Annotated in this window: 18 protein-coding genes and 2 tRNA genes; 2 read left to right on the forward strand and 18 right to left on the reverse strand. The window is 39.4% G+C overall.

Features of this window, described 5'->3' with window-relative positions:
- Position 1 precedes the first annotated feature (1 nt).
- The 5 genes from rpoB to GYM71_RS08000 all read right to left on the reverse strand — a co-directional run bounded on the left by rpoB (position 2) and on the right by GYM71_RS08000 (position 7,637).
- A complete protein-coding gene (gene rpoB, locus GYM71_RS07980; RefSeq protein WP_220220061.1) occupies positions 2-3,643 on the reverse strand; it encodes a DNA-directed RNA polymerase subunit beta in 3,642 nt (1,213 codons plus the stop codon).
- Between the two features lie 212 nt (positions 3,644-3,855).
- Positions 3,856-6,363, reverse strand: coding sequence for an ATP-dependent Clp protease ATP-binding subunit (locus GYM71_RS07985; RefSeq protein ID WP_220220062.1), 2,508 nt, complete (start codon positions 6,361-6,363; stop codon positions 3,856-3,858).
- A 212-nt stretch (positions 6,364-6,575) separates the two neighbouring features.
- Positions 6,576-6,761 carry a hypothetical protein gene (locus GYM71_RS07990; protein ID WP_220220063.1) on the reverse strand — a complete coding sequence of 62 codons (186 nt, stop codon included), beginning with the start codon at positions 6,759-6,761 and terminating at the stop codon, positions 6,576-6,578.
- Positions 6,762-7,448: 687 nt separating this feature from the next.
- Positions 7,449-7,522, reverse strand: a tRNA-Pro gene (locus GYM71_RS07995).
- A gap of 43 nt (positions 7,523-7,565) precedes the next feature.
- A tRNA-Gly gene (locus GYM71_RS08000) sits at positions 7,566-7,637 on the reverse strand.
- Positions 7,638-7,866: 229 nt separating this feature from the next.
- On the opposite strand from GYM71_RS08000, the gene GYM71_RS08005 reads away from it, so the two are divergent.
- Positions 7,867-8,685: a DUF2785 domain-containing protein gene (locus GYM71_RS08005; protein ID WP_220220064.1), complete on the forward strand. Its 819-nt coding sequence runs from the start codon at positions 7,867-7,869 to the stop codon at positions 8,683-8,685.
- A 79-nt stretch (positions 8,686-8,764) separates the two neighbouring features.
- Here GYM71_RS08005 and lysS read toward each other — a convergent pair whose 3' ends face one another.
- The 12 genes from lysS to pth all read right to left on the reverse strand — a co-directional run bounded on the left by lysS (position 8,765) and on the right by pth (position 23,444).
- Positions 8,765-10,309, reverse strand: coding sequence for a lysine--tRNA ligase (gene lysS, locus GYM71_RS08010; protein WP_103752357.1), 1,545 nt, complete (start codon positions 10,307-10,309; stop codon positions 8,765-8,767).
- The gene (dusB, locus tag GYM71_RS08015; protein WP_220220065.1) at positions 10,310-11,347 is read right to left on the reverse strand and encodes a tRNA dihydrouridine synthase DusB; all 1,038 of its coding nucleotides are present in this window, start codon (positions 11,345-11,347) and stop codon (positions 10,310-10,312) included.
- Positions 11,348-11,449: 102 nt separating this feature from the next.
- Positions 11,450-12,073 (reverse strand): histidine phosphatase family protein, encoded by a 624-nt coding sequence (locus GYM71_RS08020; RefSeq protein ID WP_220220066.1) that lies wholly within the window; start codon positions 12,071-12,073, stop codon positions 11,450-11,452.
- 107 nt (positions 12,074-12,180) lie between these two features.
- On the reverse strand, positions 12,181-13,752 hold the full coding sequence (locus GYM71_RS08025; RefSeq protein ID WP_220220067.1) for an ATP-binding cassette domain-containing protein: 1,572 nt from the start codon (positions 13,750-13,752) through the stop codon (positions 12,181-12,183).
- A 59-nt stretch (positions 13,753-13,811) separates the two neighbouring features.
- Positions 13,812-14,687: an Hsp33 family molecular chaperone HslO gene (gene hslO / locus GYM71_RS08030; RefSeq protein ID WP_103752353.1), complete on the reverse strand. Its 876-nt coding sequence runs from the start codon at positions 14,685-14,687 to the stop codon at positions 13,812-13,814.
- 47 nt (positions 14,688-14,734) lie between these two features.
- Positions 14,735-16,972 (reverse strand): ATP-dependent zinc metalloprotease FtsH, encoded by a 2,238-nt coding sequence (gene ftsH / locus GYM71_RS08035; protein WP_220220068.1) that lies wholly within the window; start codon positions 16,970-16,972, stop codon positions 14,735-14,737.
- 86 nt (positions 16,973-17,058) lie between these two features.
- Positions 17,059-18,318: a tRNA lysidine(34) synthetase TilS gene (gene tilS / locus GYM71_RS08040; RefSeq protein ID WP_220220069.1), complete on the reverse strand. Its 1,260-nt coding sequence runs from the start codon at positions 18,316-18,318 to the stop codon at positions 17,059-17,061.
- A complete protein-coding gene (locus GYM71_RS08045) occupies positions 18,308-18,673 on the reverse strand; it encodes a S1 RNA-binding domain-containing protein (RefSeq protein ID WP_220220070.1) in 366 nt (121 codons plus the stop codon). The genes tilS and GYM71_RS08045 overlap by 11 nt, the downstream gene beginning before the upstream one ends.
- Positions 18,673-19,050, reverse strand: coding sequence for an FtsB family cell division protein (locus tag GYM71_RS08050; protein ID WP_103752349.1), 378 nt, complete (start codon positions 19,048-19,050; stop codon positions 18,673-18,675). The genes GYM71_RS08045 and GYM71_RS08050 overlap by 1 nt, the downstream gene beginning before the upstream one ends.
- A 76-nt stretch (positions 19,051-19,126) precedes the next feature.
- A complete protein-coding gene (locus GYM71_RS08055) occupies positions 19,127-19,369 on the reverse strand; it encodes an RNA-binding S4 domain-containing protein (RefSeq protein ID WP_103752348.1) in 243 nt (80 codons plus the stop codon).
- A 13-nt stretch (positions 19,370-19,382) separates the two neighbouring features.
- Entirely contained in the window at positions 19,383-22,874 is a 3,492-nt protein-coding gene (mfd, locus tag GYM71_RS08060; protein WP_220220071.1) for a transcription-repair coupling factor, read from the reverse strand.
- A 3-nt stretch (positions 22,875-22,877) separates the two neighbouring features.
- The gene (gene pth / locus GYM71_RS08065) at positions 22,878-23,444 is read right to left on the reverse strand and encodes an aminoacyl-tRNA hydrolase (protein ID WP_220220072.1); all 567 of its coding nucleotides are present in this window, start codon (positions 23,442-23,444) and stop codon (positions 22,878-22,880) included.
- A gap of 225 nt (positions 23,445-23,669) precedes the next feature.
- On the opposite strand from pth, the gene cbpA reads away from it, so the two are divergent.
- Complete coding sequence (cbpA, locus tag GYM71_RS08070) at positions 23,670-24,377, forward strand: cyclic di-AMP binding protein CbpA (RefSeq protein WP_103752345.1); 708 nt, start codon at positions 23,670-23,672, stop codon at positions 24,375-24,377.
- A 114-nt stretch (positions 24,378-24,491) separates the two neighbouring features.
- Here cbpA and GYM71_RS08075 read toward each other — a convergent pair whose 3' ends face one another.
- Positions 24,492-26,396 (reverse strand): beta-glucoside-specific PTS transporter subunit IIABC, encoded by a 1,905-nt coding sequence (locus GYM71_RS08075; protein WP_220220073.1) that lies wholly within the window; start codon positions 26,394-26,396, stop codon positions 24,492-24,494.
- Positions 26,397-26,400 lie beyond the last annotated feature (4 nt).

The raw sequence follows: 26,400 nt of genomic DNA on the forward strand, positions 1-26,400 counted from the left end.
CTTATTTAGAAATCTTATTATCGTCATCAGATTCATTCACAGGAGTATCAACAGGTGTTGATTCCTCAGTTTCTTCATCTTCAGATTTTGTGGTTTCTTCGGCTAACTTCTTCTTTTGTTGTTCTTCGGCCATCTTCGACAAAGTATCAATATTCAAATGTTCATTTGAATCATCATCCATGTCGCGCAATTCAATTTCCTTGTGGTCCATGTCAAGAACACGAATATCTAGTCCTAAAGATTGCAATTCCTTGACTAAAACGCGGAATGACTCTGGCACACCTGGCTTAGGAATTCTATCGCCCTTAACAATTGCCTCATAAGCCTTAACACGTCCAACAACATCATCGGACTTGTAAGTCAAAATTTCTTGCAAAGTATAAGCAGCACCATAAGCTTCAAGTGCCCAAACTTCCATTTCACCAAAACGCTGACCACCAAATTGTGCTTTACCACCAAGAGGTTGTTGCGTAACTAATGAGTAAGGCCCAATTGAACGAGCGTGAATCTTATCATCAACCATGTGAGTCAGCTTCAAGTAGTGCATGATTCCGACAGATACACGGTTATGGAATGGCTCACCAGTCCGACCGTCATAAAGAACAGTTTTACCATCTTTATCAATACCAGCCTTGTGGACAGTATCCCAAACATCATCTTCGCTGGCTCCATCAAATACAGGAGTGGCAACGTGAATACCAAGACTATTAGCTGCTCGACCTAAGTGCAGTTCTAACAGCTGTCCGATGTTCATACGTGAAGGAACACCCATTGGGTTCAAACAAATATCAACTGGAGTACCATCTGGTAAGTATGGCATGTCTTCTTCAGGAACAACAGCAGCAACCGTACCCTTGTTACCGTGACGACCAGACATCTTGTCTCCGACTTGGATCTTTCTCTTTTGGGCAATGTAAACGCGAACTAAGGTATTTACACCTGGTGAAAGTTCATCACCATTTTCACGCGTATAAACCTTGACATCGCGAACAATTCCGCCACCACCATGAGGTACACGAAGGGAAGTATCACGAACTTCACGTGCTTTTTCACCAAAAATGGCGTGTAGCAATCTTTCTTCTGCTGATAATTCAGTTACCCCTTTTGGTGTAACCTTACCAACTAAAATATCGCCATCATGAACTTCAGCACCAATGCGGACAATTCCTTGACCATCAAGATCCTTTAAAGCATCCTCACCAACATTTGGTAATTCGCGAGTAATTTCTTCAGGTCCAAGCTTAGTGTCACGTGCTTCAGATTCATAATCCTCAATACTAATTGAAGTATAGACATCATCTTTAACCAGACGTTCTGATAACATGATGGCATCTTCGTAGTTGTACATGTTCCAAGTCATGAAGGCAATAACTGGGTTTTGTCCCAAAGCAAGTTCTCCGTGATCCATTGTTGGACCATTGACAATTACTTCGCCTTCTTCAACTCGATCACCCAACTTAACGTTTGGTGTTTGGTTGTATGACTTAGAATTGTTTGAACGACGGTACTTTTCAAGAGTGTACTTGTCTAAAGTACTGTCATCACGTCTAATTCTAACTGTGTTAGCGTCAACATACTCAACTGTACCAGCAGCTTTAGCAACAATAGCTGCACCAGAATCGTGAGCGGCACGATATTCCATACCAGTACCAACAAGTGAACTGTGTGGATTAATTAAAGGTGCTGCCTGACGTTGCTGGTTGGCACCCATCAATGCACGGTTAGAGTCATCGTTTTCCAAGAATGGAATACATGCAGACGCAACAGAAACAACTTGCTTAGGAATAACGTCCATGTAATCAATCTTATCTGGACTAACTTCGACGTTATCTTCCTTGTGCCTTGCCAAAATTAAGTCATCCTTGAATGAACCATCAGGATTTAACTTAGTGTTAGCACCGGCAATAATGTAGTTATCCTCAACATCAGCTGTTAAGTAGTCAATCTTATCAGTAACCTTGTGTGTCTTCCATGAAACGCGCCGGTAAGGTGTTTCGATAAAACCGTACTTGTTAATAATTGCGTATGTTGCAAGCGAGTTGATCAACCCAATGTTTGGTCCTTCTGGTGTTTCAATTGGGCACAAACGACCATATTGAGTATAGTGAACATCCCGGACCTCGTATCCAGCACGGTCACGAGTCAAACCACCAGGCCCTAAAGCAGACATACGACGCTTATGCGTTAATTCGCCAAGCGGGTTGTGCTGGTCCATAAACTGTGACAGTTGTGATGACCCGAAAAATTCTTTGATGCTGGCAACAATTGGCCGAATATTGATCAATTGCTGTGGTGTAACTGTTGAAGGATCCTGAATTGACATTCTTTCACGAACAACACGTTCCATTCTTGCTAAACCAATTCTAAATTGATTTTGCAATAATTCACCAACACGACGAATACGACGGTTACCCAAGTGGTCAATATCATCAGTATTACCAATTTCATCTTGTAATAAGAAGAAGTAGTTAATTGATGCCAAAACATCAGCTGGAGTTAAGTACTTAACATCCTTAGCAATATGACCATTAGAAATTAACTTAACAACACGTTCTGGGTTAACCTTTGAGTAAACCTTAATTTCTTGCACGTTAATTGGATCTGGCAAGACACCTTCTTTAGAAGGTTCATAAGTAACCATCTTGAAGTCATCACGGTCAAGGTACTTTTCCAAACCGTCCATTACTTCATGAGTAACAACAGTACCCTTTTTAGCAATGATTTCACCAGTATCTGGATCAGCTAGAGTTTCAGCTAAAGTTTGACCGAAAAGACGATTCTTTAATGATAACTTCTTATTAACCTTGTAACGACCAACAGGTGCTAAGTCGTAGCGGCGTGGATCAAAGAAACGAGCGTAAAGTAGCGAACGTGAAGAATCGGTTGTCTTTGGTTCACCTGGACGCAGACGTTCGTAAATATCCTTCAACGCCTCGGCAACGCGGGAATCAGCTGGATTCTTGTGCACATCTTTATCTAAAGTAAATTGCAATGTGTCACTATCACCGAAAATGTCAGTGATTTCACCATCAGAGCCGATTCCTAATGCTCTAATTAAAACAGTCAAAGGCAACTTACGGGTACGGTCAACACGAACATATGACACATTTTTAGCGTCAGTTTCGTATTCAAGCCATGCTCCACGGTTAGGAATAACTGTGGTCCCAAAGATTTGCCGACCATTCTTATCATAGTCACCTGAGTAGTAGACACTTGGTGATCTAACTAATTGCGAAACAATAACTCTTTCGGCACCATTGATAATAAATGAACCGGATTCGGTCATTAATGGTAAATCGCCGAAGAAAACATCCTGGGTCTTAATTTCACCGGTTTTTTGGTTAGTCAACTTTAAGGTTACATGCATTGGTGCAGCATAAGTTGCATCATGATCACGTGCCTCATCAACAGTATACTTTGGCTTTTGCAGTTTATAGCCTACGTATTCAAGCGAAAGCTTACCTGAAAAGTCACTAATTGGCATAATGTCGTCGAAGACTTCCTTAATACCTTCATCCAAAAACCATTTGTATGATTCAGTTTGGACATCAGTCAAGTTAGGTAGTTTCAATACTTCTTTAATACGAGAGAAACTACGTCTTGTACGATGTTGACCAAAATTCACTACGTGTCCATTTAACAAGGAGAAAACATCCTTTCTGTCAGAGAAAGCTAATATTACATTTTGGTTACAATTTCAAAAAGCGGGATTTTTAAGCATAAAAAAGACAAAAACAACTGTAGTCGTTTTTGTCCTTTATTATTCTGCTGGACAATATATCAGCAAAATCCTGAAAATCAGCCTTTTTAATCACGCATAAATATAGCAAATTTTAAAAGACTTGTCAATCAATTTTACTTAGAGCCAACAAGACTTTTGTCATTTGCCTTAACAATGTCAAACTTTAATTTATTATGATTACAACCAATTTTGAGCAAGTCGCCTTCTTTAAGGTCGCCCTTGATTAGCATTGAAGCTATTTCGTCTTCAATATCCTTTTGAATAGCTCTGCGAAGTGGCCGTGCCCCCATCTCAGGATTGTAACCGTCTTTAGCAATCTTATCTAAAGCGGCACGGGAAATTTTTAATTGAACTCCTTGTTTATTTAACCGGTTAATTAACTTGCGGGTCAACAAGGTAACAATTTGACGAAGCTGCTTTTGATCAAGTTCGTCAAAAATAATTGTTTCATCAATTCGGTTCAAAAATTCTGGACGGAAGAACTGTTTTAGAGCCTGCCGTACGCGATCTTTTCGCATTTCAATTTGACTTGAATTATCAGCCGTAAAGCCAACTTCCTTAGTTTCAAACAGAGACCGTGAGCCAAGGTTAGAGGTCATAATCACAATTGTGTTCTTAAAATCAACCTTGCGTCCCTTAGAATCAGTCAAGAAACCATCATCAAGAACTTGCAATAGCAAATTGAAAACATCTGGGTGCGCTTTTTCAACTTCATCCAATAAAACAACGGAATAAGGATGACGTCTGACCTGTTCAGATAATTGGCCACCCTCATCATAGCCAACATAACCCGGTGCAGAACCAATCAGCTTGCTGTTAGCAATTTGATCCATGTATTCGGACATATCAATTCTGATCAAGTTGTTCTCTGAGCCAAAAATAGAAGCAGCAATTGCCTTAGCTAGTTCCGTTTTACCAACTCCCGTTGGTCCTAAGAATAGGAAGGAACCAATTGGTCGATTTTCATCCTTAATGCCGCTGCGACTACGACGGACTGCACGGCTAACAGCCGATACTGCTTTATCTTGGCCAATAATCCGCTTATGCAAATCGCTTTCCAGATTAGCTAAATGCTTAGTTTCATCACGGTTCATCTGCGTGACAGGTACTCCCGTCCAATTAGAAACTACTTTAGCAACATCTTCTGGCTGAACCATCGATTTTTTACTAGTAGCTTGATCTAGACGATTAGAGAGCTGATCTTGGCGCAATTGTAAACTATTTTGCCGATCTTGCAATTGAGCCGCCTTAACGAAGTTTTGGTTAACGGCAGCTTCATTTTTCTGCTCAATGACCTTTTTAATTTGTTCATTAATCTGGATTAATTGATTGTTTGAACCCTTACCTGACTTAATTTTAACTGCGGCACTAGCCTCATCAATTAAGTCGATTGCCTTATCGGGTAAATAACGGTTGGAAATGTAACGACTTGATAAATCAATTGCATTTTCAATTGCGGAATCGGTAATCTTGACGTGGTGGAACTTTTCATATTTCGGCTTTAATCCTGACAAAATTGCCTTAGTTTCAGTTCTTGAAGGTTCATTCAACCGTACGATCTGGAATCGTCTAGCTAAAGCCTGATCTTTTTCAACGTATTTTTGATACTCATCAAAGGTTGTTGCACCAATCATTTGAATATCACCACGTGCCAATGATGGTTTTAAGATATTGGCTGCATCAATTGAGCCCTCTGCACCACCTGCACCAATTAATGTGTGCATTTCATCGACAAAAAGAATAATCGTACCATCTTCAGTGATTTCTTTAATGATTTTCTTCATTCGGTCTTCGAATTCGCCCCGGTATTTTGTACCGGCAACAAGACCACCCAAATCAAGAGAAACAACCTGCTTATCCATCAAGTCGTGTGGCACTTTTTTGTTCACAATTGCTGTAGCAATCGCTTCAGCCACAGCTGTCTTTCCCACACCAGGTTCGCCAATTAACACAGGATTATTTTTATTACGACGAGATAAAATTTCAATTACCCGAGCAACTTCACGGTCACGACCGATTACCGGGTCAATTTCCCCGTTTTCAGCTCGCTCATTCAGGTTAACTGAAACTTGATCTAGGGTAGGCGTACTACTGTTGGAATTAGATTGACTATTCAGTTCGGGACCATTAAAGTTAGACCAACCATTACCATTATCGGGCTGATCATTATCCTCAATACTATCGTAGTCTGCACCTAAGCTATGGAAAAGATCATTGCGCAAGCCACTCAAATCGATATTTAAATTACGCAGAATAGTCGACGCTAAAATTTGATCATTAAGAACTAGTCCGAGCAAAATATGGCAGGTCTTAATCTTCGAAGAGCCTTCTCGCTCAGCCAATGTACCGGCATAAGCCAATACCATACTTAAACGCGGTGACATTTCCATGTAAGTGGTTTTGCCAGCTGAACCATAACCAGTATAACGCTCAATTTCTTCACGGATAGCTGTTGGCGTTGCACCCCAAGCGCGCAAGTTCTTGCCTGCTTCGCCATCAGATTCAATTACCATCGCAAGCAGTACGTGTTCAGTACCAATCAAGCGATGATGAAAACTTTGTGCTTGTTCACGTGCAATTTCTAAGACTTGATTTGCACTTCTAGTATAAGATTTTTTCATCATAGCACCACCTTTAAAAATGACGTGTATACACTATAAACTTTTTTGCAAAAATGTAAAATAATTTGATCCAAGCTTGTTAATCGTTTTGTACTTAAAAACATTGCTCTCATTATAGCAGAGACTAACTTTTGATGCGAATTTACATTCTAATTGAATTTAAGATAAAAGAAAAGAATAAGTTCGCTATCGCTAACTTATTCTTCAGAAAATTATTTTTTAGGTGGATTAAAGTAATCTAGCAGAAATTGTGTCAGCAAGCAAAAGGAAACACCAGCCGCTAACATACAAATGTGACGTATGGTAGTATTGGGAAAAGTAACGCGCTGATCAATTAATAAGCTATAACCCATAGCAAAAACCCCGTTCACAAGGCCTGCCCAGATATAATTTTCCATTGCTAATGCTCCTTTACTCGCTTTAAGAACCATTTTTTATTTTATTCAAATTATAATTGTTTCCATTTCCGGTTACAAACCAAATGCGCAAGCTTCAATCCTAGCTTAACCGCCACTATACAAAAACCAAAAGCCGTTCAAGTGGGTCACACTTGAACGGCTAATTGCATTACTACTTCTTCAGCAACTTATTAATTTCTTTCAAGATTAATCTAAGTTCATCTAAAGCAGCAACTATTAAAAGGACATTGAGGCTAGACATTAATTTCACCTCCTTTAAAGAGAAAACTCTTTAAATTTACATGCTAAAAAACATGCACTTAAAATTATACCATGCTATAATATCTTTAAAGGACATTGAATGTGGTTCATTAGTTCACCGAACATATGAGAAACATGCAATCAATTAAGGTAGCCGCCAAACGACTACTTTTTTTGTACTCTAAATTTGTGCTATTCACATTGCTCTTCAAGAACACAGTGAATAGCCTTTTGTTTTGCATAAAAATAAGAGATGCTATACATCCCTTATTAAATACTTTTGATTAATTCACTTGTACTTCTACTTAAAAATATGAAGCCCGATATGAAGTATCTTGCCTCATCTTAAGCAATTTTCTTAAAAAGCAAAAAAAATGCCTTAGCATCAGTGCTTCAAGTCATTGATACTAAGACAGATTTTCTTTATCGGGAAAACAGGATTCGAACCTGCGACCTCTACGTCCCGAACGTAGCGCTCTACCAAGCTGAGCTATTTCCCGATTAACAAAAAAACTCACCGTGCGGTGAGTTTTTATTTTTTAGAGCGGAAGACGGGATTCGAACCCGCGACCCCCACCATGGCAAGGTGATGTTCTACCACTGAACTACTTCCGCAAGACAAATATTATTATAGCAAACCCTATCTGATTTGCAACCCTTTTTGACAAAAAAAATTCACGAAATTGCAACTGGCACATCAAACCTAGCGTTTTTAAGGGTCAGCAAAGGAAAAAAACTTTGAACTTCTACGATCTTTTAGTAATAATTACCCCCACCTATAGCTCTGATACTCGATCAAGATATATAATTAATGAAAAATTCTGTATTGAGGTTGGTGATAACAATGAAACATAGCCTAGAAAAATTAGTCAGATGCCCCGAAGGCGAATTAAAATTTACGGATAATCAAGTGCAATTGTTGCTGGGCAACATCGGTAACTTAGATCCAGTTATTCGCGATGATCTTGTCTATACTTTATTTGCCCGCGGCTTTTTAGAACGCGCATTTACTCATGAGCAAGAACAAACTATTATTAATACATTTATAACAAAAAAGAAGCTCTTTAAAGATATTGCTAAACCACAAAATGATAATGTTTTTTTAAGATCATTCAGTGCCTTATTAGGCTCCGTCATACTCGAAACAGATCAGGAAACAGAAATTTTGACGAACGAGCAACGAAAGCAGCTCTTTGCATGGAGCATTGACTACCTCCTGCGCGAAAAAGATTATCGCGGCTATGTTGAAGGCAAAGGCTGGGCCCATAGCATTGCCCACGGTAGTGACTTTCTGGGGGCAGCTTTAAGCCATCCTAAGTTTTTGAAACAGGAGCAAAGCAGGGTTATGCAAATAATCCCGACAATTTTTAAAACGATGGACGCGCCCTTTGTCGATGATGAGGAGCAGTGCCTTGCCTTTGCCTTTTACCAAGGTGTTAAAACTGACAAAATTGCCCTTAGCAGCTTCATTGAACTTATTAATCAAAGCGACGTAGCGCGATATCAGGAATTGCAAAAAGATGATCTGCTGTCATGGCATAAATTAAGTACTTGGTTACGGCTTTTACAAAACTGGTACTTCTTCTTTGATGCTACCAAAGATTTACAGGTCATTTTAAAGGAAAAAATCACGAAATACTATACCGAAATGGGCTATGAGTAAACGGTCATTTTCTTAGTTAACTATCAATTAATAATCACAAACAAAAAAGACAAGCCATCAAAGGCTTGTCTTTTACTGTTTAATTATCTTTTTTCTTTTTCATGTCTTCTTCAACTTCGCGTTCGATGTCTTCAATTCTTTCAGGACGCATTGTTGGGAAGAGTAAAACATCCCTAATTGCTGGTGCATCAGTTAAAAGCATTACCAAACGGTCAATACCGATGCCGAGACCACCTGTAGGCGGCATTCCGTATTCCATTGCCCGCAAGTAATCTTCATCAATCATATCAGCTTCATCGTTACCGGCTTCACGCTCTGCCATTTGTGCTTCAAACCGTTCACGTTGATCATCTGGGTCATTCAATTCAGAAAAGGCATTACCGTATTCTTCACCCATGATATAGATTTCAAAACGATCAGTAAACCGAGGATCATCAGCATTCTTTTTAGCCAGTGGTGAAATTTCAACTGGGTGACCATAGACAAAGGTTGGGTCAACAATTGTTTCTTCACAGTATTTTTCAAAGAAAGCGTTGATAATGTGACCAACCTTCCAGAAACTTTCCACCTTGATATCATGATCTTCAGCAATCTTAGTTGCTTCCTCAACGCTCATTTCTTTCCAGAAATCAACACCGGTTTTTTCTTTAATCAAATCAACCATGTGAACACGACGGAATGGCTTGCCAAGATCAATTTCGGTACCCTGGTAAGTTACCTTACCATCATCCGTAACAACGTTAGCAGCTGCTCGAATAATGCCTTCTGCTTCATCCATCACATCGTGGAAGTCCCAGTATGCGGCATAGGTTTCCAGTTCGGTAAATTCTGGATTATGGTGAGTATCTAAACCTTCATTTCTGAACACACGACCAATTTCGTAGACCCGTTCCATATCACCGACAATCAAGCGCTTAAGAGGTAATTCAAGTGCTATTCTCATGTATAAGTCAATATCAAGAGCATTGTGGTGAGTAATAAATGGCCGAGCTTCAGCACCACCAGGAATATTGTGTAAAACTGGCGTTTCAACTTCCAAGAAGTCCTTACCATTCAAGAAATCACGGATTGCTTGAATAATCTTAGTCCGGTTAACAAAACGTTCATAACTTTCGTGATTAGTAATTAAGTCCAAATAACGTTGACGGTAGATTTGTTCAACGTCCTTCAAACCATGGTATTTATCTGGCAAAGGCCGTAAAGCTTTAGATAAGAAAGTTACGTGCAAAGCCCGAATCGTTAATTCACCAGTATCGGTCTTCATCACTTCGCCATCGATACCTAAGAAGTCACCAATATCAGATTTTTTGAAAATCTGGTAGTTCTCTTCACCGACGATGTCTTTACGAACGTAAATCTGAATCTTACCAGTTCTGTCATAAAGATCAGCAAAACCAACTTTACCCTTACCTCTTTTTGCCAACATTCTGCCAGCAACTTTGGTCTTAGGGAGCTCGCTATTTAACTCATCCTTATCATCTTGTGCGTATTTTTCATTTAAAGTTCGAGCCAAATCTTGCCGGTCAAATTTTCTCATGCCAAATGGCTCAATCCCATTTTCGCGTAATTCTTCCATTTTTTGGCGGCGAACGATTAATTGGTCGTTCATTTCACTTTTAGCCAATTACTTTTCCTCCATTATCTTTCTATTTTCGCTTCTAGCAGCCTTTTGTGCTTGCCTTGTTTCGTAGTCCTCAACAAAATTGTCAAGTAAGTCATAAACCTCTTGTGCCGTCCAAACTTCATTTATTTTAGCACGAGTACGGGCTGAACGGGGAATTCCCTTCAAATAATATGCTGCTTGTTGCCTAAACTCTGGGACAGCAATTTTTTCACCCTTAAGATCTACTAGGCCCTTCAACTGGTGTTTAGCAGTTGCTACCCGCTCACGAACCGTCTGAGGTGCGAGCTTTTCACCAGTGTCCAAATAATGCACCATATCTTTGACAATCCACGGATTACCTAAAGCAGCGCGGCCGATCATGACAGCGGTACAGCCAATTTCATCTAAGGCCTTTTTAGCAAGTTCAGGTGTTGTAATGTCGCCGTTAGCAACAAATGGCACATCAAGTACTTGAGCTACCTCATGAAGCGTCTCCCAGTCTGCTTCACCGGCATACATTTGTTTTCGCGTTCTGCCGTGCATCGCAATCATACTGGCACCAGCTTCTTGGGCAGCTAAGGCATTTTCAACTGCAAAAATATGCTTACGATCCCAACCAATCCGCATTTTAACGGAAACGGGCTTAGAAACATTTTGGACTACGGCGTGCACCATTTGATAAATTTTGTTAGCATCCAAAAGCCACTTCGACCCCGCATCGGTCTTAGTGATTTTTGGCACCGGACACCCCATATTAATATCAATAATATCAGCCGCCGTGTGTTGATCAATATATTGTGCCGCTTCAAGCAGGGTTTCCTCTGTACCACCAAAAATTTGAATACTCATTGGGTGTTCACGCGGATCAACCTGCATCATCGACATTGTCTTTTTATTACGATAAATGATTCCATGATCAGAAATCATCTCGCATACAACCAAGCCGGCACCGAATTCCTTACAAATCATCCGAAAAGCCGAATTCGATACTCCGGCCATCGGCGCTACAACAACCCGGTTTGGGATGGTTATTTCGCGAATTTTCCAGCTATTATTCACCAAATCATCCTTTCAAATACTTTAACATCATAACAAAAAGGATCTTATAAGCAAAATTTCTGGCTATTATGCATGCTAAAATTTAAGTAATTTAATTTTTGATTATTCAATAAAGAAATTGCACGGTGCAACCCGATTGTAGTAACGCAAAAAGGCTTCTTTACTGTGATCGTCAACTGAAATATTGGTGACACCAGCATTTTGCATTTCACCAATTTTAGAAATTTTCTTGCTTCCCAAAATGTTCTGTACCATCGACCGCGAAGCAGTACCATGGAATACCAATGCAACTGATTCATTCACATGCCGCTGAACAAGGTCATGCCAAAAGTCGGTTAAACGTGCAGCTAAATGCTCGTAACTTTCACCGGTACAATAATTAGTATAATTTTCAGTAAAATACCCTAAATCATCAAAGGCCTGTGGGTATTTCGAGCGAATATCTGCAGCAGATTTTCCGTCCCAATTACCATAATTCATTTCCTTAAGCCGGTCATCATAAATAATGTTGTGCTTATTTTGATTCAATATCTCAGCCGTTTGCTTAGCCCTAGTTAAGGGGCTGGCGTAGACATAATCAATTTTATTAATGTCAAAACTATCACGTAAAGCTTCAGCCTGCTTAATTCCTGTTTCGTTTAAGGGCAGGTTGGTTCCTGAACCATTAATGGCTAAGGTTTTATTAGTATCAGTTTGACCATGACGCACAATATACACGTTTAGCATTTAGTTACACTCCTTATTCTATTTCGATTCAACTTCTCCATTATAATCAAATTTAGTAATTGCCGCACCCTAATTTTAAGGAATAATTAAGTGCTAGCCCTAGTTTTTTACAACTCCACCACATGTTTATAATAGCGAAGTTCAGCTGTCCGGTGAATGACACTAATAATCGTACTCTTAGGTAAATATTGTTTAAGCATTTTATAGACGGTAGCAATCGATTTTTCATCCAAATTACTCGTAAATTCATCTAACAACAAAATTTGTGGTTTAGTGATGATCGCCCGCAAAAAGAGGATTTTTTGTTCCTCACCGCCTGAAATTTTATTCTTAAAATCTCCAGGCGTTTTATCAATTAAATCAGTCGGGGATTTAATCAGTGAATCTAAGCCAATTTCCTGGACTAAACCGTAAATTTTCTGAAGATCAACTTGATGGTCTGGATAACAGATATTGGCCATTAGAGACCGATTAAACAAGGAGGCATCCTGCGCAACATACATTATGGTAGGCCTATCACTAAACGGAAGAATAATCTGCCCTTTATCCGGCTGATAAAAGCCACTGATAATTTTTAGCAAGGTACTCTTTCCCGCTCCGTTCGGGCCAATCAGCGCGGACATTTCGCCCTTTTTAAAATTGAGCTTTAAATTACTTAAAACCAGGTGTTGTCCGTGATATGAATAACTGATGCCGTTAATGATAATTTCTTGTTTACTGCCGTCCAGGTCGAAGCAAGTGAGTGGAACTTTTTCTACTTTACCGTATTCAAGTTCAGCAAGCCCTGCCCGAATCCGGTTTAGCAGTTCCTCAATTGCCAAATATTGTGTACCAAAGCCGGACAAATTTAAGATGGAATACAATAAAATCAGCACAATTGAAAGGGACTGTGAGTCATGAGTGCCTAATAAAAATTGACTAATACCTGCAATCACACAAGCTAAGATAACAATCATTAATTGTTGCAGCAGCGCTGCCTTGTTTGTAATTGCTTGGACCTTGATAAATGAACTTTGCTCGTGGGCAAGAATTTTGTCCATCTTGTCCTGTTCATATTTAGCTGCGTCACTCGACATAATTGTTTCAACATTACGATAATAATCAACAATATACTCATTGACTTTAGAGGCACTACTTAAAGAAGAAGCCACATTTTGCCGATTTTTCCTTGCCATCATTATCGAAACTAATAGGTAACCGATAAAAAACAATAAGTAGGCCAACCCCAGCCAAATATTTTGCAGACTAAGCAGGATCGTATATAACAGCAACATCACAGCCATTTGAATTACAACAGCCAAACTAGTTTGTTCTAATTCGCGACAAGCAAAGGATACATCCTTAATATAGCTCTGGACTTTGCCAACCGATTGTCTAGCAAAATAACTCAGCGGCTTTTTAGTAATATCTGCCCATAGTTCCTGTTTGGAATATTTGCGCACAGCCTGGATAAAACCGTTGTTGAGGCAATTAATTAGCGGCATCATCATGAGCGAAATTGCTAGTAATAACAGAACAATTACCCTGTTAGTTTGCGTTTGTTTTTGCGCAAATAACTGATTAATCAAATAAGGCTGTAAAAAATACACCGCATAACTAATAATTAAAAGCACAATAAAAGCCATGACCCGAGCAACACCGATTTTTAAAATTAATTTTTTTAAGTAGTTGGATATCATGACTTTTACCTGTTTATAAAAATATCGTTATTTCACGCCAATTTTTGTCGAACTAAATATTACTTTTTATCAGCTAAAATTGCCTTTAGTTCCTCTTCTGTATAGTTATACTTGTTACCACAGAAATTGCAAGTTAATTCTGCACCATGATCTTTGGCAATCATTTCTTGCAATTGACTCGTTTTGAGTGTAGCCAAAATTTGGGCATATTTTTCTTTCGAGCAATCACATTTAAATGCAACATCGTCTTTTGCTAAAATCTTGCAGTCATCACCCAAAATTAACTTGGCTAACTCTTCAGGCGTCATCCCATCTAAGAATGAACTAGACAGTGCTGGCAAATTGTTAATCCGCTCAATTGTATGATCGATTAAAGAATCACTTGCTCCCGGTAAGGCTTGCAACATAAAACCACCAGCAGCGCCAATTGAATTATTGGGATTAACAAAAACGGACAGTCCAACAGCAGAAGGAATTTGTTCCGACTTTGTTAAATAGTATGCAACATCTTCGGCAATTTCGCCAGAAACAATTGGTACTTGCCCTGTGTATGGTTCTTTCAAACCTAAATCTTTGGTCACTTCGAGCCAGCCATCACCCACTGCCTTTTTAACATCAATATGACCATCATCTTTCGGCGGTAATGCAATATGCGGATTTTTCACATAGCCTTTAACCGTTAAGTCAGACTTAGCCGTAACAATCGTTGGTCCAACAGGACCATTGCCAAGCAAGCGAACAGTTAACTCTTCTTGATCGGTCAATTCAGCCCCTGCTAGCAATACACCAGCAACTAAAGTTCTTCCTAAAACGGCAGAAGAAGCAGACCAAGTGTCGTGTCTAGTTTGTGCTTCTTGTACTAAATTTTTGGCATTAATCGTTAACAAACGTAAATTTTTAGTTTTATCAATTGCTTTAATTAAATAGTCGCTCATTTTTATTCTCCTAAAAAAATAGAGCCCAACACAGGCCCTATTAATTATTAATTTTGTGAATGATCATCAGAGTGATCGTCATCACTTAAATTAGAATCTTTGTTTTGCTCAGACTCAGCAATATCTGCTTTTTCTGAACCATTTTCCTCAGGAAATTCAAGCTTTTCTGGATTCTCAGGATTTCTTTCTTCTGCTTCTTTATTCTTTTCTAAAGGAGTTTCGGATTTTTCCTCTTCAGAAATTTGCTCTTGTTTTTGCTCACTTGGTGGCAATGAATCTGCACCATCTGCCTTATGATTTTCTTTCTTTTCAGCAGCAGCTTTTGCTTCTTCATAAGTTGACGCTTTAGACTCACTTGGATATTCTTCAACCGTCTTTTCAGGCATTTTTCCAGTAGTGTAGAGTGACATAATCTGCTTTTCGTCTAAAGTTTCATACTTCAGCAAAGCTTCCGCAATGATGTGGTGCTTTTCACGATTATTCTTAACAATTTCAACCGCTTGTTCATGAGCTTCGTCAAGAATCTTCTTCACTGCTTCATCAATCTTAGCAGAAGTTGCTTCACTATATGGTTTAAAGCCGTATGGATTAGTTTCGCCCTCTTTTTCAAGCTCAACCATTCCTAAAGAATCGGTCATACCATAATTAACAACCATGCTGTGAGCAATTTGCGTTGCCTGCTCGAAGTCGTTTGAGGCACCAGTTGATTGGTCACCAACAACAACTTCTTCACCTGCACGACCACCCATTAAACCAACAATTTGTTCCATTAATTGTTTCTTAGTCAACAGGAACTGATCGTCTTTTGGCAACATCAGGTTGTAACCACCAGTCCGTCCGTGAGGTACGATAGTAACTTTACGAACTGTCCGTGAATCGCTTAAGACCAGCCCACAAATGGAGTGACCGGCTTCGTGAAAGGCAACTCGCTGACGCTCTTTCTTAGAAATCATGCTATTACGCTTAGCTGGGCCGGCAATGACACGATCTTCAGCTTCATCTAAATCACTTGCAGTAATTTCATTGCCATTGCGCCGAGCCGCAAGCAATGCAGCTTCATTCAACAGGTTGGCCAAATCGGCACCAACAAAACCTGGTGTTTGGCGCGCAATTTCCTTTAAATCAACGTCGTCAGCTAACGGCATGTTCTTAGCGTGAACCCGTAAAATAGCTTCACGTCCGCGAACATCCGGAGTACCAACCAAGACTTTCCGGTCAAAACGACCAGGACGAAGCAAAGCTGGATCCAATACATCGGACCGGTTAGTTGCGGCAATAACAATTACACCTTCATTGCCCTCGAAACCATCCATTTCAACTAACAACTGGTTTAAGGTCTGTTCACGTTCATCGTTACCACCACCGCTGGCATTGCTACCACGACGACGACCGATTGCATCAATTTCATCGATAAAGATAATACTTGGTGCATTTTTCTTAGCATTGGTAAATAAATCACGTACACGACTGGCACCAACACCGACAAACATTTCTACAAAGTCTGAACCAGAAATTGAGAAAAATGGTACATTGGCTTCACCAGCAACTGCCCGCGCAAGTAAGGTCTTACCAGTACCCGGAGGACCCTCAAGCAAAACACCAGACGGAATTTTAGCACCAAGCTTGGTAAATTTGGCTGGATTCTTAAGGAACTCAACCACTTCAACCAATTCTTGCTTTTCTTCTTCTTCACCTGCAACATCAGAGAAACGAACTTTATTTTTCTTCGGATCTTCTGGCTTAACGTGTGAGCGACCAAAATTCATGATGCCGCCGTTACCACCACGGCCACCGCCACTGCTTTGACTAATCATCATCCAAAGCATCACGATGAACAAAATGGTTGGCACAAGCATCACAATCGTGGAAATCCAATTACCAGACTGTGATTCGCCCTGAGTGGTCATCTTTGTACCACTCTTTTCAGCTAAGTTTTGAACATTCGAAACACTTGAATCATTTTGCAACATCGTTGTCGAAAAACGCGTTACTTTAGAACCAGAATTACCATTGAAGAAGTCAAAACTATTTTTTGACTGTCCCTTGGTACCCTGAGCAGTCTTGTAACTGCCTGATACAGTGTAAACACCATTGGAAGGCTGAACGTTAAAGTTTTTAACTTTTCCGTCATTTAAATCCTTCACAAATTCCGAGTAGCTAATGTTTTCACTACCACCGGAATTATCAGTTCCACCAAGTGCCCAGTTGATTCCCCCCAATAATAACAGGAAAACAACAATATAGAACAAGCCGTTTGAAAACAGCCGATTCCGGTTATTTTTCATAAAAAACCTCCGCAAAGTTCCTAAGGATATACGAATAAAAGTTTAACACAAATTTCAGTGATGCTCTAATATTTTAAAATATCTTATTAAATATTGTCATATAAATAATATTGCTGCAATTCAGTTCGCTTATTTCGCTTAACATACGTTTTTTCAACAAAAACGGGCACCTCATCTGCTAACACTGCCAAGCAGTATGGGCGTAAAACATTGGGGATTCCCTTAGCAGCAAATTTTTTCTTGCTTTTAACGTGCTGCCCTGATATTAACTCCAGCCGCGTGCCGGGAGTTAATGAACCAACGACTAGAGCTGCACTAGCTGGAGCATAAAACCGTCCAACTAGCTTGCCAGAAGTACACGGCCTGGTTGCAATTAAGCAGTGGCGGTTATTAAAATCGAACTTTTGCCCCACACTAACATGATGCAGTTTTTCTTGCGGTGGCAAATTATTTTGGTAAAGATAAAAATAGGCTTGGTAAGTAATTAAGTTAAACTCGCCTAAGTGCTCATTGACGCGAATATGAAATTTTTGCCAAATAAAATACTGCCAGTAAAAAAGCTGTTGCTTTTTAGATAAAGATGCAAGATGCGAAGTTTTGACGCGGTAAGCAATTCCTAAAAAATTCTCTGGCTGTCCGAGCTGGCTAAATTCTAACTCAACCAATGAATCTACCAAATTAAGCTGGTTAGTAAAGCGCAGAGCATTCAGACCAATTTGAGGATTTTCTTGTTTTAATAATGGAACAAGGTGATGGCGCAGACGATTACGCAAAACGTCGTCTTCATTGTTGGTCTCATCAATCACATACGGAATCTGCTTTTCCTGATCATATTTCAGCAGCGTTTCTTTTTCTAAAGACAAAAACGGACGCAAGAGCGTCCTGTCTTTCATTTTAGTTACGGCCTGTAAGCTATTCATTTCACTTGGATTTCCCGAACGAATAAACTTCAATAAAATATTTTCTAAAAGATCGTCACAATGATGTGCAGTCAAGAGATAATCGGCATTATTTTCTTGCATCACTTGCACTAAAAAGTGGTACCGATATTCGCGGGCGGCAGCTTCAACTCCTTTTTGGGGATGTAAAACAGTCGGCCACACCCCATTAACCACCTTAATTGGCTTGTCACGGCAGTAAGCTGCAATTACTTCACCTTCACGAGCCGAATCAGCACGTAATTGGTGATCCAAGTGGGCCGCAATGATGGCTAAATGATACTGCGACTGAAGTTCCTCCAGCATATCTAGCAGTGCCATCGAATCGGGGCCGCCACTAGTAGCAACTACGAGCGTCTTATTCTCAAGGGGCAACCCATGACGCTTAAAAAAATCATCAACTAGCATAATCGGTCAATTCTTGCTGTAATTTGTTAATTTCCTTTTCGGCATCAGCAACTGTCTTAGCTAAAACGGTTAAGAAGTCTTCTTTTTTGGTGGTTGAAAATTCATTAGTATGGTCAATTAAACTAGGATCATTAATCCGCGTTTTTGATAACCCTATTTTACCTTTGAAGTTATTAATTACGACTACCCTAATCGTCTCTCCGACCTGATAGTGGCGCTTTTCATGCAGCCAGTTATCGCCAAAATCATTATGGTGAATAAGGCCTGAAGTATTTTGCGGTAGCGATACGAAGATGCCTAAATCGGTAATATTGTTAATTTTACCAGTAACGCGCTGTCCTACTTGGTATTTCATTAATTGTTATCTTTGTCCTCAGGTAAATTATAAACTGTTTCATTTGGCTTAGAATACAAGAACTTGAAGCGAACAAGTTTGGCCACGTAGTCAGGATCCTTCAAGTCATCGCGTTTAGCCAATAAAATCTTTTTCTGATTATTAATCTGCTTTAACGATTTCTTAGACGTTTGCACTTGCTCATTAATGCGGTTAGTTTGCGCATGCGTAACTGCTAGTTGAATGCCTAAAAAGGCAAACAAAACTAAAAAAGCCGCAATAATCCTGTTGCGTCGAACACGATGTACTTCTTTTTCCCGTTTTTCCTGCTTTTTTCTCAAGCGTGCAACTCGCTCTTCTGGACTAAGCGAATTGTAAATACGTGGTCCTTTCATAATTTTTTCCTTCTATTACTAAAATTACTAATTTCATTATAGCAAGACCACTTATAAAAGTCATTAAATAACAAAGTAATTAATCAACTAATTCATATAGTTCACTTGCTTCTGCTTTTTTGGTTGTTTCCTTAATGTCACAGACCTTGGCTTTTACTTCTTTAGCGCCATAGCCGACTTCAATAACATCACCGATCTTGACATCGTAACTCGACTTAACGACCTTATCATTAACTTTGATTCGACCCTGATCGGCCATTTCCTTAGCTACTGGACGTCTTTTGACCAAACGGGAAACTTTTAAAAATTTATCTATTCTCATTTTTTACCTCAAATTATCTTTGAATAATATCATTAGCGCCGGCCATAAATGTTGTTAATTCATTAAAAAGCTGTCTGCTCTGAATTTTAGCTGGCAATTCTAATAAAACAATTAACCGTTTTTGTGGCGATAAGTTAATTCTAGCCTTTAAACTCACATGTTCCAAGGCTTTAAAAATATTCGGTCCTTCCAGCTCTCGGCTTGCCTCGTTATCAAATTCAACTTTGACTTGATTATTGCTTTTAGTAATAGTTAAAGCCTGCGCCAGATCCGCCTCAGTCTTCAATTTCGAAATTGCGAGGAGATTTTCAACCGGCTCCGGATAATCACCAAAGCGATCAATTAACTCATCCTGAATTTGTGCAATTTCATCAACATCAGCCGCCTTAATTTTCTTGTAGAACTCGATCTTTTCTTCCTGGTCAGCGATATAACTTTCTGGAATATATGCTTCCAAGCCCAGATCAATTTCTGCGTTACTCTTTTTAAGCTTTTTCTTGCCCTTACGCGTTTTAATGGCATCTGCCAGCATCTGTGAATACAAATCATACCCAACACTATCAATAAAGCCGTGCTGCTGGGCGCCCAGCATATTGCCTGCTCCACGAATTGACAAATCACGCATCGCAATTTTAAAACCCGAACCAAGCTCGGTAAAATCACGAATAGCATCAAGCCGCTTTTCCCCTATTTCCGTGAGCACCTTGTTAGGCTGATACAAGAAATAAGCATAGGCTAGCCGTGCGCTCCGGCCAATGCGGCCACGCAACTGGTATAGCTGACTTAACCCATAATGGTCGGCGTCTTCAATAATCATTGTATTAACGTTGGGCATGTCGATGCCTGTTTCAATAATTGTGGTGGTCACCAAAATATCAAATTCACGATTCAAGAAACGGTACAGAATATCTTCCATCTGGTTCTTGCTCATGCGTCCATGGACACTCACAATCCTAGCCGTTGGCATCAAATCTTCTAAATGATTAACAACTTCATCAATATCATCAATGCGATTGTGTAAGTAAAAGACTTGGCCACCGCGCTGCATTTCGCGCAAGCAGGCATCCTTAATGACGCTAGGAATTTGTTCCATCACATAAGTTTGAATCGGATAACGGTTAGATGGCGGTGTCTCCATAACAGATAAATCACGCACTCCCACCATTGACATGTGAAGCGTTCGCGGAATTGGCGTTGCCGTCAAAGTCAAGACATCGATATTAGCCTTTAATTCCTTTAGCCGCTCTTTATGTTTAACGCCAAAGCGCTGCTCTTCATCGACGATTAACAATCCGAGATCCTTAAACTGGACATCCTTCGATAATAACCGGTGCGTTCCAACGACCAGATCAATTTTGCCATCCTTTAACCCCGTTGTGATTTTTTTAGCTTCAGCTGGAGTTTGAAAGCGGGATAAAACAGCGTAATTGACCGGAAAGTTTTTAAACCGATCTTGGATTGTTTCATAGTGTTGCTGGGCCAAAATAGTAGTTGGTACCAAAAAAGCTACCTGTTTATTGTCCTGAATAGCCTTAAAAGCGGCGCGCAATGCCACCTCGGTTTTACCAAAGCCAACATCCCCCACCAATAGGCGGTCCATCGGCTTATCTTGCTCCATATCATGCTTGATTTCTTTCAGTGAACGCAATTGGTCAGGTGTTTCTACGTACGGAAAAGCATCCTCAAATTCGCGTTGCAAACTATCATCGGGAGAATATGCAAAGCCCTTTTCAGATTCACGCTTGGCGTATAAATCAATCAGGTCATCCGCAATATCCTCCACCTTCGATTGAACCTTGCGTTTGGTTTTAGCCCATTCTGTTCCGCCTAGCTTGTTAACATGTGGCGTCTTACCTTCCGAAGCAACATATTTTTGAACTAATTTCAGTTGATCCGCTGGCACAAATAGCTGATCGCCATGTTGATAAGTGATTGTAATATAATCACGTTTAACCCCATTATTTTCTAGGGTCTTAATTCCTTCAAAGCGACCAATCCCGTGATTGACGTGAACAACATAATCGCCCGGCTTAAGCTCCGTATAATTGCGCAAACGCTGGGCATTTTCCAGTGTTTTAATTCGGCGATTGTGATGGGTGGTTTTATTAAACAGTTCATGTTCTGTTAGATAAACTAAATTATTATTTGGCAACGTAAAGCCGCTGGTAAATGAACCCACAATAATTTGTGTTTGCTGCTCAGAAATATCTGCCGCATTAACCACCGGAATATCCATCCCAAATTCGGCCATCGTCTGACTAATCTGCCGCGCCCGTTTAGGATTATCTGCTTGTAAGACAACCGTTTGGCCGTTTCTTTGGTAAGACTCAATTTCAGTTTTGATTAGCGGCATTTGACTAAAAAACTGTTGCGGCTCACGTGTCTGCCAATCAAATAACTGTCCAAGTCTTACGCGGCCGATGCTACGCTGAAAGAGTGAAAAATAAATGTGGTGATGCTGATCCTTGGACCAAATGCGGTGAAAATCAGCCCGTAACTGCTGCCCTGGCAACATTGCACCGGTTTTTAATTCATCATCAATAAAGCCAGCATTTTGTTGGTCAACTGTCTTTACTGCCTGATCAATTAACGGCCAATCGTCAAGTAAAATTAACCCATCCGAATCTAAATAGTCCAGTAAGCTACTTGGTTTTGCTAGTAAAAAATCAACTAAGAAAGCATAATTTTGCGGTAAAGTCCCGCCATTTAATTCATCCAGAATTTGGGTAAAGTGGTCTTTGACGGCCTCTTCTGGTGCGGGAGCATCGCCCATTGCCTTCGTAATCATTTTTGCCGCACGACTAAAGTCAGCAGCTGTAAATACACGGTCTTGCGCTGCCCCAATCGTAACTTCTTCTACCTGCTTTTGACTACGCTGACTTGCTAGGTCAAATTCCTTAATCGTATCGATTTCGTCACCAAAGAACTCGATTCTGATCGGATTTTCGCGATCTAGCGGGTAAATATCAAGGATATCTCCTCTTAGAGCAAATTCACCCGGCCGCGCAACCAGGTTTTCCCGTCGATAACCAGCTTGAATTAACCAGTTAGTTAGTTCAGATAATTCAAACTCTTTACCCGGGGTAAAGGCTCTTCTAGTAGCTTGATATTGTTCAGGCTGTGAAAGTTGATACTGCATTCCTTGCGGCGTCGTTACCACAATTCCCATTTGCTTGCTTAACAAAAAGTTCAGCGTTTGAATTCTGCTGCTCAATTCATCAGGAGAACTAACAGCGGTTTGCGTAGCAATTGTTGCATCAAGTGGAAAAATTTGAACAGTGCCATCTGGCATAACCGCATTTAATTCACTATACAGTTTCTGAGCTTTATTTTCGTTTTCCTCAATTAATATTAAAGGCTGCTTGAGTGTCGTTACAATCTGACATAGAAGCAGACTAAAAGCACCGGCATTAGCGCCCGTGATTAGTGAGTTTTTAACTTGTGCCGCTTTGGCAATAAACGCGGTTAAATCCTGATCTTTTTCGATTAAGTCTGTCAAACGCATGATTTAGTTATACTTATTCATCAAAAACTGACTGCTTTTACCAGCAATAAAATCGGCAATGACCTCACTGCTAGTTTCAAAAGCAGCATCCATTAAGTCTTTTTGCTCAGCATTAAACGGGGACAAGACCCACGAAATAACACTGGCTTCAGTAACATTATCTGGGTGCCGAATTCCAATTTTCAAGCGGTTGAAATTACTAGAACCTAGATCACTGATAATGCTCTTAATACCATTATGACCGCCTGATTTACCATTTGCACGAATGCGGATTTTACCCAATGGCATATCCATATCATCATGAATAATCAAGATATCTTGTGGCTCAACCTTGAAAAAACGGGCAAACTGAGCAACTGATCTTCCAGAATCATTCATATAAGTTTGTGGTTCAAGCAGGATAATATCTTCACCATTAATTTTTTGTTTTGTATATTTACCCTCGAACTTTTCCCGTTCAAGTTCAAGCGCATTTTTCCGTAAATAATGGTCAACTGCCATAAAACCAGTATTGTGCTTTGTACCATCATATTTTCTGCCTGGATTACCCAGGCCAGCAATTATTTTCATCAAATTACCCCTTACTTTTAGTCGCACTTAATAATAGCACATCCAGCCAAAAGCAAATTGCCCAAGACTATTACACTTTGATTTCAGTCGGTAAAAAAGCTTTTTAATTTGGCAAGCTCGTGCTAAACTCTATTTGTTCAATAAAATTATTCTAATTTTTATTTAATAAAAACCATTTGAGTGATGGTTGACTAATCAGATTATTTTTAAAATGGAGGCAGTTTCATGCTGATTAAATCTTTAGTTATCAAAAAAGATTATCTAACTACAGTTAACGAACACGCAACACTTGAAGAAGCACTTAAAATTTTAGAAGACTCTGGCTATCGGTGTGTGCCTATCTTAGATGATACTGGGACGATTTTCCGCGGAAACATTTATAAGATGCACATCTACCGCCATAAATCTCAGGGTAAAGACATGAGTTTGCCGGTTACCTACCTGCTCAAAAACGCCACCAAAACAATTAAAGTTAATTCACCATTTTTTAAAGTATTCTTCACAATTAAGGATTTACCATACATTTCGGTTTTAGACGAAGAAAATAAATTTTATGGTATTTTGACCCACTCCCGCTTGCTTGATATGTTATCCGATGCTTGGAACATCAAGACTGGGTCATATGTTTTGACGGTTTTAACCGATAATTCTCGCGGTAATCTAGTTAAAATGGCAAAAGCAATTAGTAAATATTCAGAAATTGCTGGTGTAATGAGTCTCGATGCCTCCTCGGCCGAGGTTAATGACAATTTTGTTCGGCGAATTCTCTTTACTTTGCCAGCCGGAGTAACGGAAGACACGATGAAATTGATCGTGAAGCGCTTGGAAGCAAAGAGCTACGTAGTGGCAGAAATTGAAGATTTGCAGGCAGGGATGACGATTATGAGTGATGAAAATCCTGGCGTATTTATGAGTAAGCCAATTGATGATTAATCGTCAATAATTGTAACTAGCAAAACTGTGTTAGATTAAATATTTTCTAATAGCAAAAAGGCGGCTAACTTCTCTTAATTTGAGAAATTAGTCGCTTTTTGCATGCTTTTAGCATTAAAGATCAATTTTCATAATTACTTGCTGCGGATTAACCGTTTTTTGATCTAATAACTTATTGATTTTGGCAAACTTCTTATAATTGGCAATCACAACTGGTGTAATTAACTCATAACCCTTTTTAGCAATAAAATCGGGATCAAATTCTAAAACCGGTTCACCTTTTTTGACTTGGTCTCCTTTATGCTTCAGTAAATTAAAGCCCTCGCCATTTAATTCAACTGTGTCAATTCCAACATGAACAAGAACCTCGATTCCATTTTTCGAAGTAAATGCTAGAGCATGTTTGGTACGAAAAGTCATCGTAATTTCACCATCAAATGGAGCAAAAATTTTACCCTCAGTTGGCTTGATTGCAACACCTTGACCAATAATTTCATCAGCAAAAGTATCATCTGGAACAGTTTTAATATCCTGTAAATTACCAGTTACAGGACTATATATTTCTTCACTTGAACCTGCTTTTTCAGTCTCAATAGTGTTTTCATTTTCTGATTCATCTTTTTCATTTTCTGAAACAGAGGTTGCATCCAGTGTGTCAATTTTTAGAAAAAAGGTAAAAGTAAATGCCAGAATAAAACTAATAATAATGGCAACAACGATTGCAATTAAGCCTTTCATACTACCGTTTGGCGCTATGTATGTTGGTAAGATCAAAATATTAGGTGCACTAAAAGAATATGTACGAACACCAAGCAATACACCAATTAACCCACCAATACCACCAGCAAGCATCACAGCATATAACGGCTTTTTTAATTTTAACGTAACACCAAAAAGTCCCGGCTCAGTGACGCCCAGAATTGCTGAAGCACTGGTAGAAAAAGCAATCGACTTCTCTTCAGCCTTCTTAAACTTAATTCCGAGTGCCAATAATGCTCCTGCCTGTGCCACATTGCTGATTAATGCAAATGGTAGCCAGAAATTATCATAACCAGTTCGAGCTAAATTTTGAATAGCAATTGGCATAATTGCATAATGCATACCGGTCATAACAATTAGCGGGTTAAATGCCGCCAGTAAAAATCCTGCTAATGGCCCGGCATAAGTAAACAGCCAATCTAAAATAGAAGACAAAAGCATGCCAAGGTAATTACCCAGTGGTGCCAATGCAAATAGCCCAATAGGAATCGTGATAATCATCGTGATGACAGGGGTTAAAATAAAGCGAAAAACTTTTGGCATATATTTATCAACATATTTATACACATAACTCATTAGCCAAATTACTAAAATAATCGGGATAACTGATGAGCTATAACCAAGATAAGGAATCTTTAGTCCCAAAAAATTCATTGGTGCCAAATGCTTTGCTGCACCATTGATTAACGTCGGATAAAGAAGAACCCCTGCGGCTGATAATCCAATAAATTCATTTAAATGAAACCGTCTTGAGGCAGATACTGCAATTAGGAATGGCAAAAAGTAGAATGCTGCATCAGAAATCATGAAAAAGACAAGATAAACGCCACTTTGAGGTGAAACTGCATGGATTAAAGTCAGAATGGACAAAATACATTTCATCATCCCTGCGCCAATAATTGCCGGCAAAATTGGGGTAAATATTCCTGAAATGACGTCAATAACTTGATTAAAAAGTCCTTCTTTCTGAGGAAAAGTCTTTTTTGCCATAGTTGGTTTTGTCTTGGTATTCGTAGAACTCATTTTTTGTTCGAAAATTTTTTCGACTTCGGCAACCTCATTACCAATAATAATTTGGTATTGATCATTACGCATTTGCGTCCCCAAAACTCCTGTTAGATTCTGAATTTTTTGGTCTTGAATTAATGAATTATCATTCAATTTAAACCGCAAGCGAGTCGTACAATTCCATACTTGATCAATATTTTGCAAGCCACCAATTAATGTAATAATTTGGTTAGCCAGTAACTCATAATCCATTAGT

This window comes from Lactobacillus panisapium, assembly GCF_019469265.1.
GTDB lineage: Bacteria > Bacillota > Bacilli > Lactobacillales > Lactobacillaceae > Lactobacillus > Lactobacillus panisapium.